Source organism: Deltaproteobacteria bacterium, from assembly GCA_016874755.1.
In the GTDB taxonomy this organism is placed as follows: domain Bacteria; phylum Desulfobacterota; class Binatia; order UBA9968; family UBA9968; genus DP-20.
Genome location: VGTH01000042.1, coordinates 1 through 25463 on the forward strand (window position 1 = coordinate 1; position 25463 = coordinate 25463).

22 protein-coding genes are annotated in these 25463 nt (G+C 58.7%); 10 read left to right on the plus strand and 12 right to left on the minus strand.

Translation table 11 applies throughout. The features are described 5' to 3' along the window. Positions 1-256: 256 nt before the first annotated feature. Entirely contained in the window at positions 257-1261 is a 1005-nt protein-coding gene (locus FJ145_20810; protein ID MBM4263849.1) for an ABC transporter substrate-binding protein, read from the minus strand. 152 nt (positions 1262-1413) lie between these two features. Here FJ145_20810 and FJ145_20815 point away from each other — a divergent pair, with 152 nt between their 5' ends. The 7 genes from FJ145_20815 (at position 1414) to FJ145_20845 (ending at position 8664) form a co-directional block, all read left to right on the plus strand. Next, positions 1414-2565, plus strand: a complete 1152-nt coding sequence (locus tag FJ145_20815) for a 3-hydroxyacyl-CoA dehydrogenase family protein (GenBank protein MBM4263850.1) — start codon at positions 1414-1416, stop codon at positions 2563-2565. Continuing rightward, the gene (locus FJ145_20820) at positions 2566-3405 is read left to right on the plus strand and encodes an amidohydrolase (protein MBM4263851.1); all 840 of its coding nucleotides are present in this window, start codon (positions 2566-2568) and stop codon (positions 3403-3405) included. A 238-nt stretch (positions 3406-3643) separates the two neighbouring features. Next, the gene (locus FJ145_20825) at positions 3644-5326 is read left to right on the plus strand and encodes a thiamine pyrophosphate-binding protein (GenBank protein MBM4263852.1); all 1683 of its coding nucleotides are present in this window, start codon (positions 3644-3646) and stop codon (positions 5324-5326) included. A 117-nt stretch (positions 5327-5443) separates the two neighbouring features. Further along, positions 5444-5818, plus strand: a complete 375-nt coding sequence (locus FJ145_20830) for a carboxymuconolactone decarboxylase family protein (GenBank protein MBM4263853.1) — start codon at positions 5444-5446, stop codon at positions 5816-5818. A 14-nt stretch (positions 5819-5832) separates the two neighbouring features. Beyond that, on the plus strand, positions 5833-7035 hold the full coding sequence (locus FJ145_20835) for a CoA transferase (GenBank protein ID MBM4263854.1): 1203 nt from the start codon (positions 5833-5835) through the stop codon (positions 7033-7035). 106 nt (positions 7036-7141) lie between these two features. Continuing rightward, positions 7142-7600, plus strand: a complete 459-nt coding sequence (locus FJ145_20840) for an acyl dehydratase (GenBank protein MBM4263855.1) — start codon at positions 7142-7144, stop codon at positions 7598-7600. A 104-nt stretch (positions 7601-7704) separates the two neighbouring features. Further along, on the plus strand, positions 7705-8664 hold the full coding sequence (locus FJ145_20845) for an LLM class flavin-dependent oxidoreductase (GenBank protein MBM4263856.1): 960 nt from the start codon (positions 7705-7707) through the stop codon (positions 8662-8664). 4 nt (positions 8665-8668) lie between these two features. Here FJ145_20845 and FJ145_20850 read toward each other — a convergent pair whose 3' ends face one another. Further along, positions 8669-9706: a zinc-binding dehydrogenase gene (locus FJ145_20850; GenBank protein MBM4263857.1), complete on the minus strand. Its 1038-nt coding sequence runs from the start codon at positions 9704-9706 to the stop codon at positions 8669-8671. Between FJ145_20850 and FJ145_20855 the strand changes: the two genes are divergently transcribed. Continuing rightward, on the plus strand, positions 9686-10822 hold the full coding sequence (locus FJ145_20855) for an acyl-CoA desaturase (GenBank protein ID MBM4263858.1): 1137 nt from the start codon (positions 9686-9688) through the stop codon (positions 10820-10822). The two genes, FJ145_20850 and FJ145_20855, sit on opposite strands and share 21 nt — an antisense overlap. Positions 10823-10858: 36 nt before the next feature. Here the strand turns inward: FJ145_20855 and FJ145_20860 are convergent, their stop codons facing one another. From FJ145_20860 to FJ145_20900, 9 genes are all read right to left on the minus strand, one after another. Further along, complete coding sequence (locus FJ145_20860) at positions 10859-12070, minus strand: phage tail sheath family protein (GenBank protein ID MBM4263859.1); 1212 nt, start codon at positions 12068-12070, stop codon at positions 10859-10861. 60 nt (positions 12071-12130) lie between these two features. After that, entirely contained in the window at positions 12131-12739 is a 609-nt protein-coding gene (locus tag FJ145_20865) for a tetratricopeptide repeat protein (protein MBM4263860.1), read from the minus strand. Positions 12740-12825: 86 nt separating this feature from the next. Further along, complete coding sequence (locus FJ145_20870; protein MBM4263861.1) at positions 12826-13800, minus strand: ABC transporter substrate-binding protein; 975 nt, start codon at positions 13798-13800, stop codon at positions 12826-12828. 120 nt (positions 13801-13920) lie between these two features. Further along, positions 13921-14151 carry a hypothetical protein gene (locus FJ145_20875; GenBank protein MBM4263862.1) on the minus strand — a complete coding sequence of 77 codons (231 nt, stop codon included), beginning with the start codon at positions 14149-14151 and terminating at the stop codon, positions 13921-13923. Positions 14152-14262: 111 nt separating this feature from the next. Then, the gene (locus tag FJ145_20880) at positions 14263-15393 is read right to left on the minus strand and encodes a hypothetical protein (protein MBM4263863.1); all 1131 of its coding nucleotides are present in this window, start codon (positions 15391-15393) and stop codon (positions 14263-14265) included. A gap of 5 nt (positions 15394-15398) precedes the next feature. Next, positions 15399-16082, minus strand: coding sequence for a hypothetical protein (locus FJ145_20885; protein MBM4263864.1), 684 nt, complete (start codon positions 16080-16082; stop codon positions 15399-15401). A 291-nt stretch (positions 16083-16373) separates the two neighbouring features. Further along, complete coding sequence (locus FJ145_20890; protein MBM4263865.1) at positions 16374-17852, minus strand: DegQ family serine endoprotease; 1479 nt, start codon at positions 17850-17852, stop codon at positions 16374-16376. A gap of 366 nt (positions 17853-18218) precedes the next feature. Next, on the minus strand, positions 18219-20762 hold the full coding sequence (locus tag FJ145_20895) for a M1 family metallopeptidase (GenBank protein ID MBM4263866.1): 2544 nt from the start codon (positions 20760-20762) through the stop codon (positions 18219-18221). 64 nt (positions 20763-20826) lie between these two features. Continuing rightward, positions 20827-22134: an MFS transporter gene (locus tag FJ145_20900; GenBank protein ID MBM4263867.1), complete on the minus strand. Its 1308-nt coding sequence runs from the start codon at positions 22132-22134 to the stop codon at positions 20827-20829. Between the two features lie 184 nt (positions 22135-22318). On the opposite strand from FJ145_20900, the gene FJ145_20905 reads away from it, so the two are divergent. Both FJ145_20905 and FJ145_20910 read left to right on the plus strand, forming a co-directional pair. Continuing rightward, on the plus strand, positions 22319-22771 hold the full coding sequence (locus FJ145_20905) for a hypothetical protein (protein ID MBM4263868.1): 453 nt from the start codon (positions 22319-22321) through the stop codon (positions 22769-22771). Between the two features lie 132 nt (positions 22772-22903). Further along, positions 22904-23764, plus strand: a complete 861-nt coding sequence (locus FJ145_20910; GenBank protein ID MBM4263869.1) for an acyl-CoA dehydrogenase — start codon at positions 22904-22906, stop codon at positions 23762-23764. A 217-nt stretch (positions 23765-23981) separates the two neighbouring features. Here the strand turns inward: FJ145_20910 and FJ145_20915 are convergent, their stop codons facing one another. Beyond that, positions 23982-25427 carry a UbiD family decarboxylase gene (locus tag FJ145_20915; protein MBM4263870.1) on the minus strand — a complete coding sequence of 482 codons (1446 nt, stop codon included), beginning with the start codon at positions 25425-25427 and terminating at the stop codon, positions 23982-23984. Between the last annotated feature and the right edge of the window lie 36 nt (positions 25428-25463).

A 25463-nucleotide genomic window follows, 5' to 3' on the forward strand; every position in this document is an offset into this window, starting at 1 on the left:
ATCCGCTTCGACGCCGCCTTGTAGGGGCGACCGGCGGTCGCCCTGCTCTGCGAATCGCAGTGGAAAGGTCGAAGAAATGCCCAGCATCGGCGAATCAAACCGAACGATTTGCGCTGATGCCTTCGCTCCTCCAGAGTTCCACCTCGATCGACACAGTGTCATGGGTTTTCCCCGTCGCATGAATAATTCGGGCTAGCCGAGCCGCGTGGCCAAGCACGACTACGATCGCTATCGCACGCCTTACGGTCTCAACGTCTCACTTCGGGTACAATTCTTTCACGAATCCCTCTTTGATCAATTGCTCCAGCGGCGCCGGATCGTAGAACTTGCGCGCGTCGACTCCCTTGGCTTTGGGGTTGCGCTCCGCGATATCTTCCATCACAGCTTCCATTTCCGGCAGCGTCACTGTTGGAACGTTGCGAATGTAGCCGAGTACATAGCTCTTGAACGCGCTCATTAGCAATTTCGTATCGTTGTTGCGCGTGTACTTGCCGAGCACTTTGACCGTAAAGTCAGGATTGGCCTTGGCGTACTTGATTCCTTCCAGCGTTGCTTTGAGAAAACGATTGAGCGTCTGCGGCCGATTGCGAATGAACGTATCCGTCGTCACCAGCGCCGTGCCGGGGTAGCGAAACTTCACCTCGCTCAGGTTCATGAATTCCTTGTAGCCCAGCTCCTTCGCTCTCTCCAAAGTCGGCGACGAGATCAACCCGCCTTTGATCACGCCCTGCTGCATGAACAGCAAAATTTCCGGCACACCGCCGGTTTGGATCATCTTGATGTCCTTGTTGGGATCGAGACCGAGCTCAGCGACACCTTTGCGCAAGCCCAGGTCGGTGAGAGAACCGAAACGGCTCACGCCAAAAGTCTTGCCCTTCAAGTCCTGCGGCGACGCAATATCAGGCGTCGTCACCAAACTCATCGGGATCACATTGATCGTCGTCGCTATCGTCGTCGCGTCGGAACTGGACAAGCGCGACGAGGCCGCGGCAGCGCCGGAGCCTTGAACGATATGCGCGTCGCCCGAGAGCAAGGTCGTGATCGCCTGCGCGCCGGCGACGTAAATCACGTTTACGTCGAGGCCGTATTTCTTGAAAATACCTGCTTCGTACGGCACCCAGGTGGTCACCGACGTGGCGGCGATGGACGAGTAACAAACATTGAGTTTTTCCAGCTCGCCAACCTGGGCAGCATCGGCTCGTGCTGCCATGCCGAAGACGCCGAGAAGAACCCATATTAGAACGTTTCTGCCCAAAGCCATGCGCAAAATCTCCAGTCGATTCAACACGTCATCAATCCGAAATCACAAAAGCTGAGATCGACGTTAGAGAACCACCTAAGTTGTGTCAAGGCGCATTGTTAACCCCGAATCGCTGTGATATTCCCGTCCAGTCGAGAGTTATTCGTGGCAGCATGAGCGATCGAATCAAATCTTTGGGCGTCGTCGGCCTGGGCGTTATGGGCTTCGATATTGCCTTTCTGTACGCCAGTAGAGGCTACGAAACTCGTGCGTTCGACGCCTCAAAGGCGGCCATGGACACGATCGACGCACGGCGTGAGCAGACCGTCGAGCGCCTGCAAAAACGCCAGCGCCTTAGTGCTGCGGAAGCAGACAATGTCCGCAAGCTGCTCCTACCCGCCACGGAACTCGCTGCTTTAGCGCATACCGATTTGATCACCGAAGCGGTCTCAGAAAAGGCCAGCACAAAGTTGGCCGTCTATAAGAGCCTGCGCGATGCCGGCTTCAACGGTCTGCTGACCACCAACACCTCGTCGGTCACACGCGCGACGCTAACGAAAAATGGCGTGGTCAATCCAGCGAATTTCGCACTCACCCACTTCTTTAACCCGGTGCTCTACACGCAAATGGTCGAAGTCGTGACCGGCGACATGGGTGCTGACAATCGCGCAGCGATCCTGTCATTCCTGAAATCCCTCGATCGCGACCCTGTGGCGACTCAGGACATCTCAGGCTTTGTCTCCAACGGTATTCTGATGGTCTACGCTGTGATGGCGTGCCGCCTACTCGAATGCGGCGCCAAGATCGAACAAGTCGATCAAGCGGCCAAGGAACTAAAACTCTTGCCGCCTTTCGTCAGCTTCGACAGTTGGAAGCCGTCGATCGTCGAAGATGTGACGCGCATCATGCGCGAATTGCGCGGCGATGAATTTTTGCGCTCTTCAAAACTCTTGGCCCGCCTCGCTGAAAGCAATCCGCGCTTTTACTCCGGTCCCAACCCCAATCCCAAAATCTATGAGCTCACCGGAGCCGGGAATCGCTCCGTGACCGACGCGGAGGTAAAGTTAGCCTTGCAAACCTCCATGCTCGTCGCCGCCGCCCGCGTCGCCGAGCTGGGCGAAGCGCAGCCAGTCGTCGATCGAGTCGGCACAGAGGGCATTAAGATGCCCCAACCACCGCTCCGCGACATCGACTCGATGGGCATCGTCACGCTGCTCGACAATTTGGCCGAGGCCAATCGCCTGCTTGGCGTTGCGCCGTTGCCGGCGCCGGTTTCGCTAGTCGAGATGGCCCGAACAAGGGTGAAGTTCTATTCTCAAAGTTGAATGCCTATGCGCGCTTTCGACGTTCACGTTCATCCGAGCACCCGCGGCTTGGATCACCACGCCTGCGGCTATTTCCGCCGCGAGCTGAAAGACATCCCGCAAACCGCCGAAGCCTTTGCCCAGCTGTACGCGCAAAACGACGTGCAAGCGGTCTTGATCGGCTGGCACCCTTCGACGGTCCTCGAAGGCTCGCGCAACTCGAACGAGCATGTGCTCGACCTCGTTGCGCAGTTCCCGCAAACGTTTCGCGGTATTCTCGCCTCCCTCGATACTCACGCTGAGGATCTCACTGCCGTCGCCCGCTACGCCGAAGAGTTAGTGAAAAACCCAAACGTCAAAGGCTTCAAGTTCCATCCCCCTGACCAAGGTTTCTATCCCAGCGACAAACGTTTCTACGAAATCTGGGAAGTGATCGCCGCCGGCGGCAAGCCGGCGTTGTTCCACGTCGGCTTCACCGTCCTCGGCGCAAACACCGACGGTGGCAGCGGCATCGCGCTGGATTACGGCCGGCCGATCCATCTCGACACGCTGGCGCGCGATTTTCCCAAAATGAAAATCATCGCCGCCCACCCCGGCTGGCCGTGGGAGCAAGAGACCATCGGCGTCGTCACCCACAAAAAAAATCTCTACGTCGACACTTCCGGCTATCTGGCGGAACAACTGCCGGAAATTTTTCAGAAAGCCATCGGCGGCCGCTTGCAGGACAAAGCGTTGTTCGGCACTGACTTCCCGTACGTCGATTTGGAAAAAGCGCTGGCCAGCTTCGACAAGATGAACTTTAAGCAGCCGGTGAAAGACAAACTACTGTTTGGTAACGCGCTGGCGCTGTTTAACTTATAGCGCCTTGTCCATGATAATGCGCGCTGAAAAACTCGCAAGAATGCTTCGACAGGCTCAGCATGAACGGGATTCACTCAACAATTCAATTTCCAATCCGTTCACCCTGAGCTCCGTCGAAGGACTCCGTAGAATCTTTCAGGAGCATGCCGGTATACGAACTAAGCTAAGCGACGGGAAGAGGGCGACCAACCGGTCGCCCCTACAACCGGACCGCTCTGGGAAACCGAAGGAGCATTGAATGTCTGAAGCGAAAATCGCCTCGCAAGCCTACCTCGAAGTCGCTGCAGCCCATGGCGTCGAATATGTCTTCGGCCTTCCGGGCACCAGTGGCCAGGAGTTCATCGGCACCATCGCAGATCAGGAGAAAATCCGTTTCATCTTGGCGATGCACGAGACCTGCGTTGTTTCGATGGCCGACGGTCACGCGCGCGTGACCGGGCGCCCACAGCTCGCTCAAGTCAGCACGCTGCCCGGCTCGGCCAATTCCGTCGGTGCGCTCTACGATGCTTACCGCGACCGCTCGCCGGTCATCGTGACTTCGACCAACGTCGACACGCGCATCGACGGCCGCGACTCGCACACCGAAGGCAAGAGCCTGGTCGAGATGACCAAGCAGTTCACCAAGTGGAGCGCAGAAGTACACCGCGCCGATCGCATTCCCGAATATTTGAATCGCGCCTTCAAAGTCGCCTCGGCGGCACCCGCCGGCCCAGTTTATCTGGCGTTACCTAGTAACCTGCTAGGAGAACCAGTTAGCATCGCCAATCCCGACGCTGATCGCTCGCGCGTTTCGCCGCGCATCGGCGGCGATCCTGAAGCACTCAGCCAAGCAGCCCAACTTCTCGCCAATGCAAAGCGTCCGCTCATCGTTGCCGGTGGCAGTATCAGCAAAGCTGGTGCTGTCGACGAACTGATAAAATTCGCCGAGCTGGTCGCCGCGCCGGTTGTCATGGAACCGCGCTATTCCTTCTTGTCATTTCCGACCACGCACCCGCAGAGTTTCCAGATCGCCGAGCGCCAACCCTCCTTCGATCTGCCCGTATGGGGCGAGCCCGACGTGATCATTGCAATTGGCTGCCGTTTGATCCGCGAATATCGCTACATTCCGGAGCCTGTGATCAAGCCATCGACTAAAATCATTCACATCGAAGAAGATCCGTGGGAAATTGGCAAAGTTTTTCCAGTAGACATCGCTGTCATCGCCGACAGCAAGAGCGCGCTGCGCACGCTGCTCGACGCTTACCCGAAAGTCGCACCGCCGGTGGAAGTAAAGGCCGAGCGGCTCGAATGCATCAAGAAAGCCAAAGCCCAGGCGGACGCGGAGATCGAAAAGCGGGTCACCCAGGGTTGGGACGCCCAGCCGATCAACGCCGCGCGCTTGGCGCGCACAATGGACAAACTGTTTGAGAAAGATTTGTTGATCGTCAACGAAAGCCCGACCAGCAAAGATCTCTTGATGTCAAATTTTCAGTTCTCGCCGGGGCGAGATTATTTTTCCAATTCCTCGGGCGGCTATTTGGGCTGGGGCTTGGGCGCCGCCATCGGCGCCAAACTCGCCTCGCCCAAGCGCCGCGTCGTCGCCTGCCTGGGCGACGGCTGCACCATGTTTGGCCTGCAGGGATTGTGGACGCTGGCAAAGTATCGTCTTCCGCTGCTAGTGATCGTTTTTAACAACCGAGCGTATATGGCTGTGAAAAATCAATTCCGTGGTTCTGAAGAACGCATCCGCATCGCCGCCGACATGGGCGCCGAGATCACCGGGCCGGAGATCAATTTCGCGCGCATCGCCGAGACCTTTGGAATACACGGCGAGCGCGTCGAACACCCCGACGCCATCGAACCGGCGTTGAAACGCGCGTTGGAGCAAAACGGGCCTGCGTTGGTAGATGTAGTGATTAGCCAAAACACGCGGAAGGATTAAGATATCTCGCGCAGAGACGCTGAGATCGCAGAGATAAGAAATCTTTTTCCGAACTCTGCGTCCTTTGCGTCCTCTGCGCGAGAATATCTTCTCTCCTCTAGTTCACAAGGAGCAACAATGGCACAAGATGCAAAAGACGCCTTCGAGAAAACTTCCCTCGGCGCGCAGAACAAAGCCTACGATTTGATCGCCCAGCTCGATCCGGAATACTTTGAAAAACTCAAAGGCCTCTACGTCGACGGCACCTTCGGCCGCGAAGGGGCGCTGCCGCGCAAGACCAAGGAGCTGATCATGGTCGGCATCTGCTGTGCCTTGAACCGCCCGCGCGGCGTGAAGCTCCATAGCGAACGGGCACTGACGCTCGGAGCGAGCCCAAAAGAAGTTTTGGAAGCCGTTGAAGTCGCAGCGATACCGGGCGGCATGCCGGGATTGTGGCTGGGTGTGGAGACGTTGAACGAGATCATGAAAAGCAAAGGGCTAGAATTCAAGTAACGAGCTTTGAAGAGATGAGCGAAGCGAATAACGGTGCCTTGGCGGGTGTACGTGTCCTAGATTTGACCCGCGTCCTCGCCGGCCCCTATTGCACGCAGTTCTTGGGGGACCTCGGCGCCGAGGTCGTGAAAGTCGAGCAGCCTGGCGTCGGCGACGACACGCGCGGCTGGGGGCCGCCTTTCGCCGGCGGTGAGAGCGCATATTTTCTTTGCACCAATCGTAATAAGAAAAGCATCACCGTCGATCTCAAAGCTCCCGAGGGCATTGCGCTCATTCGCAAGCTCGCCGAGTACGCCGATGTGTTGATCGAAAATTTTCGCCCCGGCTCGATGGACCGCTTAGGGCTCGGCGAGAAAGACCTCCGTTTAGCAAATCCGAAATTAATCTATGCGTCGCTCTCCGGCTTCGGCGCTGACGGACCGATGGCGGATATTCCCGGCTACGACTTGATCGTGCAAGCCTGGGGCGGCCTGATGAGCATTACCGGCACGGAAGAAAGCGGCCCGCTCAAAGTCGGCGTTGCAATCATCGATCTGGTCGCCGGCTTGATGCTCGGCAAGTCCATCGTCGCGGCGCTGTACGCCCGCGAAAAAACCGGCGTCGGTCAAAAGCTCGACACGTCATTGCTAGAAGCCGAAGTCGCCGCGCTGATCAACGCGGGCAGCAACTATCTCGTCGGGGGCAAGATTCCCGGTCGCTGGGGCAACGCCCATCCGACGATCGTGCCGTATCAGAGTTTTCAAACTGCTAACAGTTTCTTAGTCCTTGGCGCCGCCAGCGAAAGCATCTGGAAGCGGCTCTGCCCCGCCCTCGGCCGGCCGGATCTCACCGACGATCCGCGCTTTGCGAAAAACGCCAATCGGGTGGAGAACCGAAAGGAGCTGATCGCGATCATTTCTGCGATCTTTCTAACCCGCAACACCGAAGACTGGATCACTGCGTTGACGAAGGCCGACGTGCCCTGCGCGCCGGTGCAGACCATCGATCAAGTTTTCGCCGCTCCGCAGGTACGGCATCGAAAAATGTTAGAGGAAGTCGATCATCCCACGGCTGGAAAAATTAAGCTGGCGGGAATTCCAGTAAAGTTCTCCGGCACGCCAGCGTCGGTGCGGCTGGCGCCGCCTCTGCTCGGACAACATAACAATGAGGTGTTATCATCGTGGTTGGGCATGAGCGAGAATGAAATCAACAAACTAAAAACCAAACAAGTCCTATGACGCTATCGCCTTTAGCTTCACGGTTGCACCGCAGAGTCCGGTCGCCTATCCCCCTTTGCGCCTCTGCGCCTTTGCGCGAGATATTCCGAATGCATCCGGAGCACTCATGATTACAGGCAAAACCTTTGAAGAGTTCCACGCCGGCGACAAATACACCACCGGCCGGCGCACGATTACCGAACACGACATCCTCACGTTCGTCAATTTGGTCGGCCTCACCGAGCCGTTGTTTCTCGACATGGAATTCATCCGCAGCGAAACCATCTATGGTGAACGCATTGCGCCTGGCAGCCTCACCTTCGGCATGGCCGAAGGCCTGACAGTGCAAACCGGCCTGATCCACCGCACCGGCATGGCCTTCGCCGGTTTGGACAAGATGCGCCTGTTCGGCCCGGTAAAAGTGAACGACACGATCCAGGTCGAAATCGAAGTACTTGATAGCAAGCCCGTCCCCAAGCGCGGCGGCGGCATCGTCCGCTACCGCCACTGGGTCAAAAACCAGCGCGGCGAAACGGTCATGGAATACGATGTGGCGCGGCTAATTCGGGGCAAAGAAAAACCGTAGAGGGTAAGGGGTGAGGGGTTTCGGATCCGGACCCCTTACCACTTACCCTTCACCCCTTACGATCGAAACAAGATCAGAACCGTAAGAACCGTGAGATTAAGAATATGAATCACGCAACGGCAAATTTCGGCGTCCTCCTCCCAACCCGCGAAGCGATCATGTCGGGTCGGGCCGATCCGTCGGGACTGTATCGGATCGCTGAGCGTGCCGAGGCATTGGGATTTCATTCCGTCTGGGTCGGCGACAGCCTGACGGCGCGGCCGCGCATTGACGCGCTGACGACGCTCGCCGCCGTCGGCGCGCGCACTTCGCGCGTGCGACTGGGCACGGCGATATTTCTCGCCGCGCTGCGTAATCCGATCATGCTGGCCTATCAATTGGCCAGTTTGGATTGGATGACCGGCGGGCGCGTCGATCTCGGCGTTGGCTACGGCCGGCCGAAAGAACCGGCGGCGGAGCATGAATTTCACATTCTCGGCTTGGACCCAAGCGCGCGCATGAAGATGAGCGAAGAGCTGGTGCAGATCATGCGCCAGCTCTGGCGCGAAACCGACGTCGCTTACGATGGCAAGTTCACGCGCTTCGAGCATGTGACCATCGAACCGAAACCCGTGCAGCCCGGCGGCGTGCCCATTTGGCTGGCGTCGAATAATGTCGAACCGGGCTTAAAGCGCGTCGGCCGTCTTGCCGACGCCTGGATCAACAACATCAAGGACCCTCAAACCTTCGGTGAGTGCTGGCAGAAAATTCAAAACTACGCCGCCGCCGCAGGCCGCGACCCAAACAAGATTCACCCAAGCATTTATTTTACCCTGGCCGCCGGCGGCCAAGAGGCAGTCGTGGAGGGCCAGCAATTTCTCGCCGAATACTACAAGCGCCCTTACGAAGCGGTGGCCAACGCCATGCTCTGCGTCACCGGTTCCTGGGACCAAGTCATCGACCGGACCGAGAAGTATATCGAAGAAGGCGCGCGCACCGTGGTGCTCCGCTTCGCCGCGCGCGACCAATTGCGCGCGCTGGAGGCATGCGCCGAAGCACTGAAGCGACGCAAACTCTTGGACTAGGAAATCAATCGGAGATCTTCAGAAGCACTTTCCCGAACTGCTTAGCCTGTTCGAGGTAACTCTGTGCTGCTGCCGCTTCCTTAAGCGGAAACACAGAATCGACGATCGGTTTGATCCGTTTGGCATTCAAGAAACTAATCAGGTGGCGAAACTCTTTTCGGCTTCCCAACGTCGAGCCGTAGATTCGTAGTTGCTTCGAACAAATCGCCTCGATGTCGTCGTTGGGCTGCGCTCCGGTGGTGGCGCCGCAGGTGACCAGGCGTCCGCCGATGGCGAGCGACGCCAAGCTCTTTTGCCACACCTCTCCGGCGACGGAATCGAACACGACGTCGGCACCGCGCCCGCCGGTCAGCTCGCGCACCGCGTCAACGATGTCTTCTTTGAAATGATGCACGCCGTGATCCGCGCCGAGGGCCTTGGCGCGCGCCAATTTTTCGTCGCTGCCAGAGGTCGCGATGACTCGCGCACCGAGCGCCTTCGCCGCTTGCATCGTCGCGCTCGCAACCCCACCGCCGATACCGATGATCAAGATGGTTTCTCCAGGCCGCAACTCCGCATTCGTCACAATCATGCGCCACAGCGTGATCCACACCAGCGGAAACGCCGCCGCTTGCTCAAACGAATAGTCGCGCGGCAGGGCAAAACAGTTCTGCGCCGGCAGCTTGACGTACTCCGCGTAGGTGCCTTCCAAGCGTTCGCCTAAAACCCGTAAACGAATGCATAGATAGTCGCGATCGGTGAGGCAAAATTCACACTGGCCGCAGCCCGTGGGCGGATAAAAACAAACCGCGTCGCCGACTTTGACGTTCGCGACCTTGGCGCCGACTTCGGCGATGATGCCGGCGCCGTCGGCGCCGAGAATATGCGGCATCGGCACGGCGATGCCGGTGGCGCCCATGCGGTTCCAAATATCGATGTGATTGAGTGACGCTGCCTTGAGACGGACGACGACTTCATTGGAGCTTTCTATCTTCGGCTCCGGAGCGTCCTCATAGAACAATTGATCGACGCCGCCGAAACCATGCATGCGAATCGCTTTCACAATCGTGTTCCTCGGTCAGAAATCGCTAACAATCGCCTGCGCGCAAGTCAAATCCGGGCGTTGGGATTCCTGTCCTTGCCGCGAAAAAAGGTTGACTCACAATGGCGCTCTATCTACACTGTTGAGATTGCGCTGGAGCCAGCTGCACGCGCGCTTTGGCCTCCGACGGGATTCAGATACCAAACACACCGAAAGAAAAAAGTCGATCGCATGAATCTAGACACCGAAGTAATGAGACCGGCGCCGGGTGGTAACGGTGATCACCCGCCGCGAAAAACCATTCAGCACCGCTCGCCGTGCTCCCTCGATTTCCCTCGCACCCTGCGCTTCCTGCTCTTCACGGTGGCAACGCTGGCAGTCGTGCCGTGGTACGGCGCCCGCTACGGCTACACAGCGCTTGACTGGATGCTGTTCGCTTTTTTCTACGTCGCCAGCTCGCTGGGCATCACCGTCGGCTATCACCGCTTGATCACGCACCGCAGTTTTCAGTGTCCGGACCCGGTCAAGAAACTTTTACTCATCGCCGGGGGATGGGCCATTCAAAACTCAGCGCTGCGTTGGACCGCCGATCATGCACGCCATCACGCGCGCATCGACACCGATGAAGATCCGTACGACGGCCGGCGTGGCTTCTGGTATAGCCACTGGGGTTGGTTCTTTCGCAAGGACCCGCATTACACGGAGCGTTATGCGCCGTGGCTGCACGGCGATCGAGTGGTTCATTGGCAGCAGCGCTGGTTTGGCGCGATCCAAACTTCAAGTTTCGCGCTGCCGCCCCTGATCGGATATTGCTTCGGGGGCGTCGAGCGCGCCGTCGCCTGTTTTCTGCTTGCCGGCGCGGCGCGAGTCTTTCTCGTGCTCAACATTACTTTTTGCATCAACTCGGTTTGCCATATCTGGGGGAGCCAGCCCTACAGCCAAACCAACACGAGCCGCAATAATTTCTTAGTGGCGCTGTTCACCTTTGGCGAGGGCTACCACAACTATCATCACAGCTATCCCAACGATTACCGCAACGGTTCGCGCTGGATGGACTTCGACCCTTCGAAGTGGCTGATTTTTACTTTGTCCAAGCTTGGCCTCGCGCACCATCTGATCCGTTTGCGCGCGCGCTAGGACAAGAACCGCATCAGCAGTTCTGCCGCGACGGCTTCAATCGTCCGCCGCGGCTTCCACCGCCTTTGCCGATTTGCGGCGATGGGCGTCGCGCGAGGGGACGGCCACGCGCAGCTCAACGAACTCGCTAGGCCGCAGAGGCGCAAAGCCGATTTGACACACCGCCAGGCCTTTCTTGATATCGCTGGTCGTCATGGTCGAGGGATCGCAGCGCACGTAAAAGGCTTCTTCCGGCTTAATGCCCTGCAAAGCGCGCTTGTGGCGCAGCTCACCGAGGAACTCGGCCACCGCCTGGCGCAGGCGGCTCCAGAGCGCCTGGCCGTTCGGCTCGGACATCGCCCACTGGGTGCCGTCGAGAATCGACGCTTCGATATACATGGCCAAGCGCCGCAGCGCGACGTATTTCCAGTGAGCGTCGGCACAGTGGGTGCGCGCTCCCCACAGCACGATTCCCTGCTTGACGCGGCGGAAGTCTTGGATGACGTTGATACCCTGTTGCGCCAATGCGGCACGCTCGGATTCGCTAAGCGTCGCCGTCACGCCGTCGATGCCGCGCACTTCGGCGCGCGTCCCTGCGGGCGCATGCCAGACCGCGCGCTCGCGATCGTTGCGCGCGTAAACGCCGGCGACGTGGCCGCTCGGCGGCACCGCCACAAGGCCGCCGTCCGTCTTCAGCTCGAGCCAAGGTCCGTAGATCGCGGCGTAACTGGTGTCGATGCCGCCAATGATCGGATCATCTTCGCCCAAATCCGCCGCGCCCGAAGGAGGATCGAGAAAAATCATGCGATCGTGCCGCGTCACGCATTGCGCCACCGCGGCCGCCAAAACGGTCTCGCGGGTCTTGAACGAAACCCGTGGGTGGACCAGATCGGGCAGCGCCAACATTGAGATATCCGAAATATCCATCAACGCCGCCAACCCGTGACGCTGCTCGGCTCTGACTTTGCGGTTGCCGATGAATTCCGCGGCTGGCACCGGTGACTTTCCCGTTGCGCCGACGCGCGCAACGTAAGCGAAGCGCCCGCCGTTGGCGAAGAAACCGCGCACCGCATGGGGCAGGAACCCCGTGTCGAGCGCGGTCTGCCGGCCATAGAGTGTTGCGAACTGTTCGACGCTGGTAACAAGTTGGGGCCGATAGGAGCCGCGCTCTGTGAGACCGACAAAAGCGGCGACCTCGCTCGAGGCGCCTTCGATCGGCGGCGGCGCTGAAGATAACTTGCTATGCGAGAGCTCAGACGCTTTGTTCATACTCGTTGCTTCGTGCTCGTTGTTCGTCGATGGTCTCTCAGGTGGGGTTGCGACGGCAAACTACGACCGCGTCTGATCGCGCCGCACTTTTTCGATTTCCTCTTCCATCGCCCAGCCAATCCACTCGACACTTTCGATCAACCTTTGGCGATCGTAGTTTTGGCTGCCGACGGCCGTGAGGTTGCGCTTGATCTCATTGCGAATCTCGCGGCGCGGGTCCCACATGGTGTGTGATGGGTTACGCGCGTTTTCATAATCGATCCACCCTTCGAGACTCTTCAAACCATCTTCGATCTCGGTGACGCCGCGCGTGTCGTTATTGAGCCGCGTCAAAGCCAAGCCGATAAAGATGCGCGCCAGATGCTCATCGCGGCTACCCGCCAGCGCTCTCTCCAGCGCCTGGCGCGCTTCGTCGTATTTGCCGGTGAGATATTGGCTGCGGCCGAGATAGCTCCAGACACTCTGACGAAAATTGTACGCCTCGTAAACGTACCCCGGCTTGTCCTCGGCAACTTTCTGGAAATATGGCAGAGCCTCGTCATATTTCTTGGCGAGAAAAGCCCGCCGGCCGGACGAGAACTGCGTGCCGGCGTCGAACGTCGCAGAGTCGCAGCCTGACCATACCCATGCCATAACCAACCCCAACAAAGGCCTCCACACACGCGCCATTGGTCAAATGATCCTTATTCGATGAGACGTTATCTTAAAAGTTTATATCGCGTGCCGTCGGGTATGTCATCTACCGGACGGGCCCTTCATTTGTCCAAAACTCCCTCGCGGTCCAATTTTTCGATAAAAGAATTATCCACCAGCGCACTCAGATTGACGCCCTTCGCTTTGGGATTCGACTCGGCGACGATTTCCAACGCAAGTTTCATCGCGTTGGCGTCGGCGTAGGGTTTGCGCAGCATGACTTCGCGATAGGTCTCATAGCCTTCCTCGACCACGGCGCGCTGTTTGTCGAGCGGCAGGCGCAGATATTTGGCGAGGATGCGCAGGTTTTCGTCTTTGTTGGCTTTGTTGCGATAGAACCGCATGCCTTCGGCGAAGGCCTCGACAAAGCGGGCGACCGTGCGCGAGTCTTCGCGCAGCGATTTCTCCGAGACCGCGACGACATTGCGCAGATAAGCCACGTCGAGCGGCGCCAAATCCACCAGCAAGCGATAGCCCTCCTTCGCTGCCATCGTCGTGTACGGCGGATCGAGAATCGCCGCCGGCACACGGTTGGCGAGCAGCGCTTCGAAGCGCGCCGTTTTGCCGCCGATGTTGAGCGGCACCACTTGATCTCTCGTCATGCCCAATTCTTTGAGCGTCAGTAGCAGACCTGTATACGGCAACCCAGAAAAGCCAGTGATCGCCACCGGCTTGCCCTTCAAATCCGCCGCCGACTTGATCGACGGATGAACCACCAGCGCGAGATTCAAGCCGCGCGTGACGCCCATCACCATTTTGGCAGGAAAACCGCCGAGCGCGCCGTGAATTATCTTATCCGGGGCGGTCAGATCGAACTGAATATCGCCGGCGATCAGCGCGTTGAGATCGTTGCTGCGGCTAAAGGTCACGATCTTGGTATCGAGCTCGCGCTTTTTGAAGAAGCCTTTTTCTTCGGCGATATAGGCCGGCAAGTACATCGCGCCGCGTACACCTTCGCCGATGATGATCGGCTTGGTCTGGGCGTGAACGTGCGAGAAAGCAACAGCAATCAAAATGATCCAAGCTATCTGAAACATGGCAGTCTCCGAATCTCGTTTGAACCTTCGCTATATCAAACTTTAACCACGTAAACACGACCAGACCCCCTCGATACAGAAATGCGGTCTCACTCGGCGGATCGCATGGGGTCAGCCAAACTAGACCTTGGTGCTTTGCAATTTCGTCCCAGTTCTTCCCGGCAAATACGCCGATTTAGCGCCGGCGCCACCGGCGACCGCCAACCAAATATCCGCCGGCCGATCCACCGCGCCCACATGGCGCGAGCCGTTGGCAAACCACTGCGGGCGCCGCCTCGACAATAATTCTAAATTCTCATCGGCGATCAGCTCCTGCGGCACGCGCGCCATCTCAAAAAGTGCCGCGCGCATCGTCGCCTTTGAATAACCTTCTCGCGCGAAAATCTCCGCATGCCCATTCTTTCCATCACGGCAAAACTGGCTGCATCGGAATCTGAGATTTGAAATTTGCGATCCCCAGCGCTAGCGAAGGGGTTGCCACAAGCTCCGCACCCGGCTCAAAATCTCGGTGGTGATCGCCGGGCTCAGGGGCTGCAGCTTCTCCTCGACGCTACGGCGAATCGTCGCTTCGCACTTCTGCCGCCCTTCGTCGAGCAGCGTTTGAAAGCGCGCTTCCCACAGCGCCGCTTTGATCACCGTGCCCGGCAAATGCAGTGTCTCGATGGTTTCGGCGATCGCCTCCTTGCCGACCCACCAGGCGCCTGCGGCGACGACGGCGCCGATCACTAGGCCAATCAAAAACCCCACCGGCCCGCTAGTGCCAAGCAGGGTCGAGACGATGGCGACGCCCAGGCTTTTGCCGATGCCACCGCTGACGGTGGCGATGGCAAGGGCGATGGAAGTACCGACGGACAGGCTCACGGCGCGCGTGAACTGCTCGGTGATGCCGGCCTCCGCGTGACCGGGGGCTTGAACTTTCAAGCCCGTCAACACCGCTTGGGGTTCACGAAAAACCGCGAACTCGGTGCCGATGATTTTGAGGGTTTCGCCGATGCGCTGCGACAATGCTTCCTGAAATGCCGGGAAGCGTGTGGCCGAAATGTAGCCATCGAGCTGGGGTAAGAAATCTTCCGACAGGCGTTGGATCTCCGCCTTCAGCTCGGCGACCTTGCCGCCCTGTTCGCGGAAACCGCGCAGTCTGGGGACAATCCGCTCGTCGTAGAGTTTCTCGACAACAAAAGTGGCAATATCCGCCGCTAGCGACTGCATACCGGAGCCAACTTCGGTTTCGATCAAAGCGCGCACCGGCGTTTCGATGACCGCGCCGTAGTAGGGGTCTAGGGCCAGACCGATACATCGTTGAAACTGCTGCGCCCGGCGCCACTGCCAGGCCGCCAGACAGGCGCGCGGCACGACGACGATCATCAGCACGGTAATCGCAAACAAGTGTATCCATGCCGCCGCTTTGTCGCCTTGGGGCGACATGAGCCGCGCCAGATCGATGTGTTCGGCCAATCCGAAGCCGAGCAGCTCGGACAACCCGAGGGCGGAGCCGAAAACGATTTTGACAAACAGCGCCACCGCCGATTGAGTGGTAATGAAAGTGCTCGTCCAAATCGCCGCGTAGCCTTGGAACAGGCCTTGAAAATACATGCCTGCTACCGCGCCAGGGCGAGAAACAGCGCCCCCAGGTGGAGTAGCATTTGCCAACGCGCGGAGATCAGCTCCGGCGCCACGGCAAACCAATTGACGCTGAACCGTCTGGCGATCTCGACGAGCTTAGCCTTTTCCTGAACACTGGCTGCGAAGCGGTGCAGGAAACCCCATAACCCAGGCAAAAAAAACGAAGCTAGCCAAGAAAGAGGTGTGCTGCGCGCCTGCGGTACTGGCGCCGCGCTCTTCGCTAGTTCGGGGTAGACAGCCGTTTCAGACTGCATGCCACGCGCGGGTTTTCGACTTCCGCGGAGCACAGCGATAATCGCGAGGGCCACATAGACAAAGAGATTCCATGCCACCAACAACAACACCGGATTGCGCACGACGTGGATTTTTTCCGACGGGCCGAGCAGATTGGTAAGAAAGCCGATAACCAACATGAGCAGGCACACCGGTACGATCCAGGGCGACGGCAGTCGTGAGCTTTGTTGAACGGCGCGATAGGCAGGCGAAAGATAGTCGAACAGGAACTGCGCCCGCGCCTTCACCCAGGCGATTCCCGGCGCTTCATTTTTTCCCGCGGCGAGCGCGTCAAGAACGATCTGATCGGAAAAAATATTCTTGTCGCATTCCTCAACGGAACGGATCAAAACAATTTTCGCCGCGTCCTCTTCGGTCAGCAGCATAGGACCACAACCGCAAACATCCACAATTTCTACACAGGCAACGCGAACATTACCAGCCTGCAACTGCTTACACGCCACCGAACTTGTCGGGGCAGGTCGCGACCTGCCCCGACAATGACCCTATTGCATGTCATCCTGAGCTCCAGCGAAGGATCTGCTTTTGATGCGAGCACGGTGCGGATTCTTCGGCTTCGCCTCATCAGAATGACAGAGACACGCAGCAGCGTAAAAACACGCAGGGGCGACCGGCCGGTCGCCCCCACAGGACGGGTAGAATAAAGCGGAAAACTCTTAGCGCTTGAGCGCGAGAAACAAATTGGTCTCGCCGCGTTTGACCAGGAAGAGCAGCGACCTACTGTTTTCATTTTTCTCGATGGCGGCTTTGTAATCCGCCATGCTGCGCACCGGCCGTTTGGCGATTTCGCTGATCACGTCGCCACGGCGCATACCGGCTTCTTCAGCGGCGCTGCCCGGCTCCACCGAGGTGATCACCACGCCCTCAGCGCGCGCCATGCCGAGTTGCTCGGCAAGCTCAGGCGTCGCCGGCTGCACGGTCAGACCAAGGCTGCTCTTCTCGACGCTGGCGACAACTTCTTTGTCTTTCAGCTCGCCGACAGTCAACGGCAAACTGACATCCTTGCCGCCGCGCGAGATCTTGACTTGCACGTTGCTGCCGGGTGCCACCCGCGCGACCTGCAAGGGCAAATCGCTGGAGTCTTTGATGACGCGCCCGTCAAACTGCAAAATCACATCGCCCGACTTAAGTCCGGCCCGTTCGGCCGGGCTGTCCTTGGCAACCTCCGCCACCAATGCTCCCTGGGCCTGTTTGAGGCCCATCGATTCGGCCAGGTCCGGCGTCATCTTCTGGATTGTCGCGCCGATGTAGCCGCGCACGACTTTACCGCTCGCCTGCAGTTGCGGCAGCAGCTCTTTCACGAGATTGCTGGGTATCGCGAAGCCGATGCCGATGTTGCCGCCCGACTGACTGAAGATCGCGGTGTTGATGCCGATCACTTCGCCGCGCAGGTTAAGCAGCGGGCCGCCGGAGTTGCCTGGGTTAATAGATGCGTCGGTCTGAATATAATCTTCGTAAGGTCCAGAACCGATGTGGCGCCCCTTAGCGCTAACGATGCCGGAGGTCACGGTGTGATCGAGGCCGAAGGGATTGCCGATCGCCATCACCCACTCGCCGACCTCCAAACGATCCGAATCGCCCAACGAAACCGCTGTCAGGTCCTGCGGCGCGTCGATTTTGATGACCGCGAGATCGGTTTTCGGATCTTTGCCGACAACCTTGCCCTCAAAGCTTCGGCCATCGGAAAGCTTCACGGTGATTTTATTGGCGCCGTCGATGACGTGGTTGTTGGTAACGATCGTGCCGTTGCGGTCGACGATGAAGCCAGAGCCCTGGCCTCTGCGCTGCTGCGGCGCCCGCGGCGCCTGACCGCCGAAAAAACGCTCGAAAAATTCGTTGGCCCTATCGTCGTCACCAAAGGGTGATCGTCCGCGACGCTGCGCTGTGTCGCGTACTTGCACCGTGGAAATATTCACCACCGCCGGCCCGGTCTTTTTCGCTAAACTGGCAAAATTGGGCAACGATTGGCTGACGCGACCCTCGTCAGTTGCCGCGCCTGCCTGAGCGAGATTGCCGCGGGAATAGGCATGCTGCGCCAATTCGCTGGCGCCAAAACCGACAACCGCCGCCAGCGCGCTGGCGGCAAAAAGAGTGCCGGCCCGGCGCGGAGCTTTGCTGTCATTTTTCCCTAACATCTGTGGTTGCCTCCCTTAACCAGCCCCATTGATAGCGCCGGTATTGAAAATTATTACGATCCCGCGGGACTAGCGGATTTACCGTCGGCCAAACGGTCGATCAGAACCGCGTGCCTAATTGGACGTAGATGGGGCAACGAAAGTTCCAGGCCACCCAAGCCATCCCAGAAAGGCGCGCCGCACACCCTTGCGATTGTATGTGTAAGCCCTAAACCGACAGAATAATCCGCTTTGTTAGTTAGGTTCCGTGGGCTCTTACCGGAGACAGCTGTTGAGCACAGCGCTCGGTAAAGTTAACATGCCGAGCGAAGCGAAGCATCTGCTCGTTCGCCTGGAATGACAGTCGTGGAGGTCCGCCGGGCCGCCCTACCGCAGCAAATCTTTCCAGCGCTCTTTGCACAAAACCGCCACGCGCAGCCGTTCCATGTTCTGGTCCATTTGCTTGGCGCCCTGTTTCACCGGGTGAGCGGCAAAGAACTCTTTGACCTCTGCTTCCAGTTCCGGCGCGACCAGGCCGATGATTCCCTCGCACATGCGCGGGATCGAGTTGTCGGGGTAGTGCTTCAACATTTCGCCCCAATGGCTCTTCATGAACGACCACGCCCGAGCGCGCGCTTCTTTGTTCAAAAGAATGCCGCGCATCAAATAGGGCGAGTTCTGCGTGCGCACCTCGCCATTGAGGGTCAGCCGCAGGGTGCGCTCAATCAAGTCCGCCGGGCGAAACGCGGCCAATGAAAACAAGTAGCGCGTCTCTTCCTGGGGCGTTTGGGCGTGCTTGAATTTGGCGTAGAATTTTTCATATTCCGCCGCGCCGCCGGTGTGGGCGACAATGCCGACCAAGGCGGGAATGACATTGCGGTCCACTGAGCTCGCATCGTTTTCGTATTGGGCAAACCGCTGGCGCGCCTGGGCCTGGCAACTCGGATCTTCCGCCAGGGTGCCGAGGGCGGTGATCAAGTCGCCGCGGAGCTGGCTTTGCAGCTCGGCCTCACCGGCGACTGGCGCCCAGCCGAGCCGCTCCACCGCCCCTGATAACAGCGGCCGTACGCGCCGGCGCAACGTTTCACACTGCGCATCGTCGAGAATCCGATTCAAGTGATGCAATGAACCGACCACGGTGGTCCAGACATTGAGATCGGTCTCATCACGCAGGAGATCGACTAGCTCAAGATAGCTGGCCAAAGACGTATAACCGGCCAACGTGGTGGCCCAGGTATCGTTAACCAGGCTGAACCGTTCCACGGGCGATAGCTGGCTCTGCAACTTTTCTTTCAGCGCCGTCATCAAGTCGTGATCGTAGCGCACGCGGTAATAACCGTGACCGCCGGCGTTGACGACCACCGACTCGGTGCCCTCGGGCAGCGTCATGCGGGTCTCTCGGTCGGTCAACAGTAACGTGCTATCCACCGGTCCATTGCCGGTGTTGGCACGGACAAAAATCGGCACATGCCATTTGCGCTCTAGCGTCGCGCTGTCGATTAGGTAACCAAAGATCTGCTGCGACAGCACAATGCCGTTGGGAATCTTGTTGACGGTAATCAGCGGATGGCCCGCCTGAAAAATCCAGGTGTCCATCAACGCCCGCACCGGCTGCTTGGTCGAGTCTTCTATGGCATCCCACAAATCGGTGGTCTCGGCGTTGGCATATTTGTGGCGCTGCAAGTAAAGCCGAATGCCGTCACGAAAACGCGCGGCGCCGAGATATTGCTCGAGCATGCGCAGCACCGAGGCCCCTTTTTCATAGGTCAGCACGTCGAACATGCCCGCGGCCTCTTCCGGTTTTTCGACGGGAAACTCGATGGGCCGGGTGCTCTTCAAGCCGTCGACCTGCATGGCCGCTGCGCGCGACACGGTAAAGCTATCCCAGCGGCGCCACTCGGGCTTCCAGGCGTCGACCGCGAGCATCTCCATGAAGGTGGCAAACGCTTCGTTCAGCCACAGGCCATTCCACCATTTCATCGTTACCAGATCGCCGAACCACATGTGCGCGTTCTCGTGCGCGACGACGTCGGCAACCCGCTCCAACTCCGCGCGCGTGGCTTTCTGCTCGTCGACCAGCAGCGCGGTTTCGCGAAACGTAATCGCGCCTAGATTTTCCATGGCGCCGGAGGCGAAATCGGGGATGGCGATCAAGTCCAACTTGTCGCCCGGATACGGAATATCGTAATAGCTGCTGAAGTGATCGAGCGAGGCTTTGCCAATATCGATGGCAAAGCGCGCTAAGCGCCCCTTGCCCGGCACCGCCCAGACGCGCAGCGGCGCGCCGCTCGCCGTCACCGGCTCGGTGGCTTCGAATTCCCCGACGATGAACGCGACCAGATAGGTCGACATTTTCATCGAGTCGGCGAACACAACTGCCTTTTTCGCGGTATCGGAGAGCGGCGTTTCGCGCACGACGCGCGCGTTGGAAATCGCCGTCAGGTGGCGGTCGACCACCAGCGTCACCTGGAACACCGCTTTGAACGCCGGCTCGTCCCAACAGGGAAAAGCGCGCCGCGCGTCGGTGGATTCGAACTGCGTCGATGCCAGCGGTTTGTCTTGCCCCTGGGCATCTTTGTAAGTGCTGCGGTAAAAGCCGTGCAGCTTGTCGTTCAGTATGCCTGAGAAGCGGAGGTGCAATTCCCAAATGCCGGTATCGAGCGTATCGGCGAAATCAAAGCGCGCCTGTTCGTTTTCGTTGTCAAACGATACAGCGGCATCATGATTCACACCCGAGACGTGCCTAATCGAGGCCGAGTGAATTTGCAACTCGGCGGCATTGACGACAATCTCGCGCACCGGATCGAGAACCTGCACCGCGATTTTCTCTTCGCCCTCAAAGGTCCAAGTTGTCAGGTCCGGCGTCAGGCGGATTTCGTAACGTTCCGGAACGACTTTTTGCGGCAAACGGTGCGCTTTGTGTTCGGCCATTCTCACTCCAATTGTGAATTATGAAAAAATCATAAAGAGACCGGCAGGAAAAACAATAGGGCCGCTAAGCCGAACGCTGGCCCGTCGCCGCGCCACCCAGCCCGGCAACTTTCAGGCGCCACGGCTTGATCAACAACGCCGTCAGCAGCACCGATGCCGACAACGTTGCCATCAACACCCACAGCACCGAGCTGTAGCTTTGCATCCGGTCGTAAACATAGCCGGCCAGCGTCGGCCCGAGCGCGCTGCCCCACATGTAGAAAAAAGTCATGTTGCCGCGAATCGTCGCGAAATATTTGCGCCCGAAAAAATCGCCGCTGGTGGCCCAGGTGACAGGGAACGCCGCGTCGAGCGTCGAGTAGAGAATAGCGAAGAGCCAAAGATAAAACTCCGCCTCACTCCATTGTAGGACCAGCAGCCCCGCGATGGGCAGGAGAATCCACAACGAAAGCAGCCGCGGTTTGTTCATCCGGTCGGCGACCCAAGCTAAGAAAAAATGAAAGCCCAAATTGAGCAGCGCAAAGGTGCTGAGCAAAAGTGCCGCGCGCTCCTGGCTCATGCCCTTCCAGACCATGAGTGGAATGAAGTGCACCATCATCGTGCTCTGAGTCGCCACCCGCGCCGTCATGGAAAACGCCAGCGCCCAAAACGCCAAGGTCTTCATCGCCTGTTTGGCCGTCACATCGGTGGCCGCCGGTTCGCTCGCGGTGGCTTTCTTTTGATTGTCCTCCGCTGGAGCCGGCAGGTCGCCATCGGGCCGCAGGCCGACACTTTCCGGCGAGCGCTGGATGCGCAGGCTCAGCGGCACACAGATAATCAAGAACAAACAACCCGCCGCAAAGGCGCCCCAACGCCAACCCCAACTGGTAACCAACATCGACAACAGCGGCGTGATCGCCGTGCCGCCGATCGTCACCGCCGACCCGACCACCGTCATCGCCCGCGCCCGCTGGCGGATGAACCAGTTGTTAGCCACGACCATCGGCGTTTGGATAAATCCCGCCGAGTAAGCCAGCGAAATCAGTCCCAAATAGGTAACGAGAAATCCGCCGTAGCTATCGATCCAAGACAAAACGATGTAGCCGATGCCGGCCAACAATGCCGCCGCCACCATCAATGGCTTGGGGCCGAAGCGGTCGACGAAATAACCGATCACCGGCGCCTCGATGGCGCCCTCGGCGCGCGCCAGAGAAAACGCCAGCGAAGTCTGGGCGCGGTTCAAACCCAGATCTTGGCTCACCGGCAGGAAAAACACCGTGAAGCCATAGCCGTGCAAGCCGCCGCCGAGAATACGCATGGCTGACACGATGCCGACCATGCGCCAACCGTAATATAAGTTGGAAAAGAAGCTGGAAATTTTTTTCAGGGGCATGAAATAGTGCGAGATCGGTGCCCGCAATGGGCCGTGGGTCAGGTAAGATGACTATAGGGAGGCACGATTCGCGCTGTCAAGCTAGAGCGCAAACTAACGCGCACTTGTTGACCAGCAACGAAGCGCCCTTCATAATCGCCGAGATGTTATTTCTCGTTCGAGCGCGCAAGAAAGGAATGCCTGCGTGAAGCACTTCCCGATTATTGTGATCCTAGCCACGTTAACGACCGTTGGTTGCGGGCAAATTTTTCGTTCCTCACAATACCCTGCGCCCGCCTGCGGCAAGCAGCATCCGCTGCAACTGGTGGCCGTGAGATTTTTTCCCGACCCACTGCCGGAGGCGCGGCGCGTTGACCAATGGCGCGCCACGATCCGCTCCGACGCCACCGAGACCTGCCGCACTCAGCTCATGGTCACGGAAAGGGACAAAAGCGAAAACATCAGCATCGAGTACACGGTTTATATCAACCCGGGCAGCAATGAGGTTTTTATGAACGGCATGGACAAGTATCGCGTGAGCGGCACCGATTTGTGCTTTCAAGTCCTGGCCCTTCGTGACGGTGCCAAAGCGCCTCTCGAAACCAAAGAGAATCACTGCGCGAAAACCATCGACAAAGCCCTCTGGTCGATGCGCTAGCAACGAATTCCCCGGCCTATCTTTCTTTCCCATCATACTTGTAGGGCGACCGGTTGGTCGCCCTTATTTGCCCCATTGACAGCAGCGCCAGCGACGGATTACCGTCCGGCATCTCAACTTAGGAGGTCTGTCATGGCCGAATCGCTGCAAAGCTTCAAAAGCTACGTCGGTAAAAGTGAAACTGCCACCGACGTCGTCACCGCGTCGGCGATGGTGAAATTCGCCGCGACATTGGGACTCGATAATCCGCCGCTGGAAAAAGGCGCACCGATACCGCCCGGTTGGTACGGCGGCTTTTCCCCCGCCTCGCATCGACCCGACAAGATGCGCACCGACGGCCAGGCCTCGGGCGGTGGTATCGCGCCGCCGATTCCGTTGCCGCGCCGGCGCATTGGCGGCACCCGGGTCAGCTTTAAAGAACCGCTGTGCATCGGCGACGAGATCACCCGCAAGACCGAGATCGCCGACGTGCAAATCGACGAAGGTCCCGGCGGCGCTGCCGTCACTGTGATCGAAAGAAATAGTCTGTCGACTTCCCGCGGCCTGTGCGTCGTCGAAGAACGCGACATGGTCATGCTTAGCGAAGAGCGCGCTGACGCCGCGCCGAAAACCACACCGGCGATCCCGAGCAGCGCCAAATGGCAGCAGACGGTCGAACCGAATTCGCCGCTCTTGTTCCGCTTCTCGGCGATCCGCTTCAACAGCCATCGGATTCACTACGATCGCGACTACGTGACCAAAGTAGAAAAACTGCCGGGCCTGGTAGTGCAAAGCTCGCTGATCTCGCAGCTACTGATCGAAATGTGCCGCCGCGAGCTGCCGGGCAAGCGCATGACCAATTTTGATTTTCAAAATCTGCGCTCGGTCTACGACAGCGACGGCAAGTTCACACTCGCCGGCGCGCCGTCCGCCGACGGCCGCGAAGCAACGCTCTGGGCGCTGGATGCGAAAGGCAATCTGGCCATGTTAGCGACGGCAAAATTCGCGGGGTAACAAGATTCATTCCACCACGAAGCACACGAAGGACACGGAGTTCGGAAATTTTGATTTTCTTCTCTTACCTTGGTGATCTTCGTGTCCTCCTTCGTGGTGAAAATTTCCTCTCCGAGTTTTGCGTCTTTTGCGCCCTTCGACTTCGCTCAGGACATGCTTTTTGGGTGTTTCGTGGTTGTTTCCTCAGTGTCCTCCGTACCTCTGCGGTGAATCTTATCTAAGCCCAATACGTCGTCCGGTCGGTCGGGATATGCTGCAGCACCTCGCCGGGCACGAAATCTTCCAATTTGACCCGCGCCATCGCTTCGTCGGGACACTTCGACACCGGCGAGAATGGCCGGTCCAGCGGCCGGGTTGCGTCGACGATCATGCAGGAGGTTTTGATTTCGTCCTGCAGCGACGGGTCGAGCATGTTGCCGCGAAACAGCGGCTGCATGATCGACACCTGCAAGTGGGGCTGGACCCTGGTCGCGAGCGCCCACAGGACGTCGGTGGGGTTGAAAACGTCGATATCATCGTCGAAGACAAAGACGTTCTTGGCGTGATCGAAGGTCAGCGCCGCTGCGGCGGCACGGCCGGGGTCGCCCTCGGACATTTTTTTCATCGCGATAAAAATATTGTAGTTGGCGGCGCGGCCGAGTTTACACACCGCCGTGACGCCCGGCACCGCCTCGCGGCAGCGCCTCAAGTAGGCGCCTTCGCGCGGCAGGTCCATCCAGGGCTTGTCGCCTTCCGGCGTGATCACCGATTGATACATCGCCCCGTGGCGGTAGTTGATCGCGCGGACTTCGTATTCGACGCAGCGGATAAAGCGCTGCGGCCCCAAGTAGCCGGGCGCTTCGCCGAAAGGACCTTCGACCACGCGCTTGCCCGCAATCAGCGCGCCTTCGATGACGATCTCGGCATCGGCGGGGATCAAAAGATCATCGCCCCAGGTCTCCGACGCCACCAGCCGCAACGGTTCCTGCATGTAGCCGCCGATGATGTCGAACTCGCTCACTTCGAACGGCCCGGTGTAGCAGGCGCCGATGTGATAGGCCGGATGGTGCCCCATCACCGTCGCCACCGGACATTCCAGGTTTTGCTTTTCGTAGTCGAGATACATGCGCCAGAGATGGCGCGGCGAGGCGTAGAGGGCGGTGCGATTTTTCGCTTTGATCTCCATGCGGTGGTACGAACAGTTATAGATGCCGCTCTTGCGGTCCTTGGTGATCGTCGACAGCGTGCTGTACGGTCCGCCGTCCATCTCGTAGTGGCGCATGAACGGCAGCTGAAACAGATCGACGTCGTTACCACGTTTTATGTTCTGTTTCACCGGCGCATCCTTGCGGTCAACGATGATCGGCGGAATCGGCTGCGCCTCGCGCGCTAAGCAAGCCTCGGCCATCTCCGCGCGGTTCATTTCGCGCGGGAAATTGAGCGCGATCTGGGTCTTGCGCTGTGAGATCTCGCAATTGAGCACCAGCTTAAACTCGCTCGGCCGGCCATGCAGATTGAGCGGCCTGTCGAAAATAGCAATCGGAAACTTTTTCTGCGCGCCGAGATGTTTGATGATCGCCGTGGCATCGTAATGCGCCGGGTCGATCGGTTTCGTAATGTGAACCACCTCGTTGGGGATTTCTTTGCGGCAATCTTCGAGAAACGTGCTCAAACTCTTCGCCATCGTGCACCTCTAAACTCACCGCGAAGGCACGAAGAA

What these genes read in the sequence shown, in the direction of transcription:
- FJ145_20860 (MBM4263859.1), bottom strand. Translation starts at nt 12,070, where the DNA reads ATGAACAAAGCGTCTGAGCTCTCGCATAGCAAGTTATCTTCAGCGCCG.
- FJ145_20810 (MBM4263849.1), bottom strand. Translation starts at nt 1,261, where the DNA reads ATGGCTTTGGGCAGAAACGTTCTAATATGGGTTCTTCTCGGCGTCTTC.
- FJ145_20885 (MBM4263864.1), bottom strand. Translation starts at nt 16,082, where the DNA reads ATGCTGCTGACCGAAGAGGACGCGGCGAAAATTGTTTTGATCCGTTCC.
- FJ145_20835 (MBM4263854.1), top strand. Translation starts at nt 5,833, where the DNA reads ATGAGCGAAGCGAATAACGGTGCCTTGGCGGGTGTACGTGTCCTAGAT.
- FJ145_20845 (MBM4263856.1), top strand. Translation starts at nt 7,705, where the DNA reads ATGAATCACGCAACGGCAAATTTCGGCGTCCTCCTCCCAACCCGCGAA.
- FJ145_20865 (MBM4263860.1), bottom strand. Translation starts at nt 12,739, where the DNA reads ATGGCGCGTGTGTGGAGGCCTTTGTTGGGGTTGGTTATGGCATGGGTA.
- FJ145_20890 (MBM4263865.1), bottom strand. Translation starts at nt 17,852, where the DNA reads ATGTTAGGGAAAAATGACAGCAAAGCTCCGCGCCGGGCCGGCACTCTT.
- FJ145_20875 (MBM4263862.1), bottom strand. Translation starts at nt 14,151, where the DNA reads ATGCGCGCGGCACTTTTTGAGATGGCGCGCGTGCCGCAGGAGCTGATC.
- FJ145_20870 (MBM4263861.1), bottom strand. Translation starts at nt 13,800, where the DNA reads ATGTTTCAGATAGCTTGGATCATTTTGATTGCTGTTGCTTTCTCGCAC.
- FJ145_20855 (MBM4263858.1), top strand. Translation starts at nt 9,686, where the DNA reads ATGCATGCGAATCGCTTTCACAATCGTGTTCCTCGGTCAGAAATCGCT.
- FJ145_20880 (MBM4263863.1), bottom strand. Translation starts at nt 15,393, where the DNA reads ATGTATTTTCAAGGCCTGTTCCAAGGCTACGCGGCGATTTGGACGAGC.
- FJ145_20910 (MBM4263869.1), top strand. Translation starts at nt 22,904, where the DNA reads ATGGCCGAATCGCTGCAAAGCTTCAAAAGCTACGTCGGTAAAAGTGAA.
- FJ145_20820 (MBM4263851.1), top strand. Translation starts at nt 2,566, where the DNA reads ATGCCTATGCGCGCTTTCGACGTTCACGTTCATCCGAGCACCCGCGGC.
- FJ145_20825 (MBM4263852.1), top strand. Translation starts at nt 3,644, where the DNA reads ATGTCTGAAGCGAAAATCGCCTCGCAAGCCTACCTCGAAGTCGCTGCA.
- FJ145_20830 (MBM4263853.1), top strand. Translation starts at nt 5,444, where the DNA reads ATGGCACAAGATGCAAAAGACGCCTTCGAGAAAACTTCCCTCGGCGCG.
- FJ145_20895 (MBM4263866.1), bottom strand. Translation starts at nt 20,762, where the DNA reads ATGGCCGAACACAAAGCGCACCGTTTGCCGCAAAAAGTCGTTCCGGAA.
- FJ145_20815 (MBM4263850.1), top strand. Translation starts at nt 1,414, where the DNA reads ATGAGCGATCGAATCAAATCTTTGGGCGTCGTCGGCCTGGGCGTTATG.
- FJ145_20840 (MBM4263855.1), top strand. Translation starts at nt 7,142, where the DNA reads ATGATTACAGGCAAAACCTTTGAAGAGTTCCACGCCGGCGACAAATAC.
- FJ145_20915 (MBM4263870.1), bottom strand. Translation starts at nt 25,427, where the DNA reads ATGGCGAAGAGTTTGAGCACGTTTCTCGAAGATTGCCGCAAAGAAATC.
- FJ145_20900 (MBM4263867.1), bottom strand. Translation starts at nt 22,134, where the DNA reads ATGCCCCTGAAAAAAATTTCCAGCTTCTTTTCCAACTTATATTACGGT.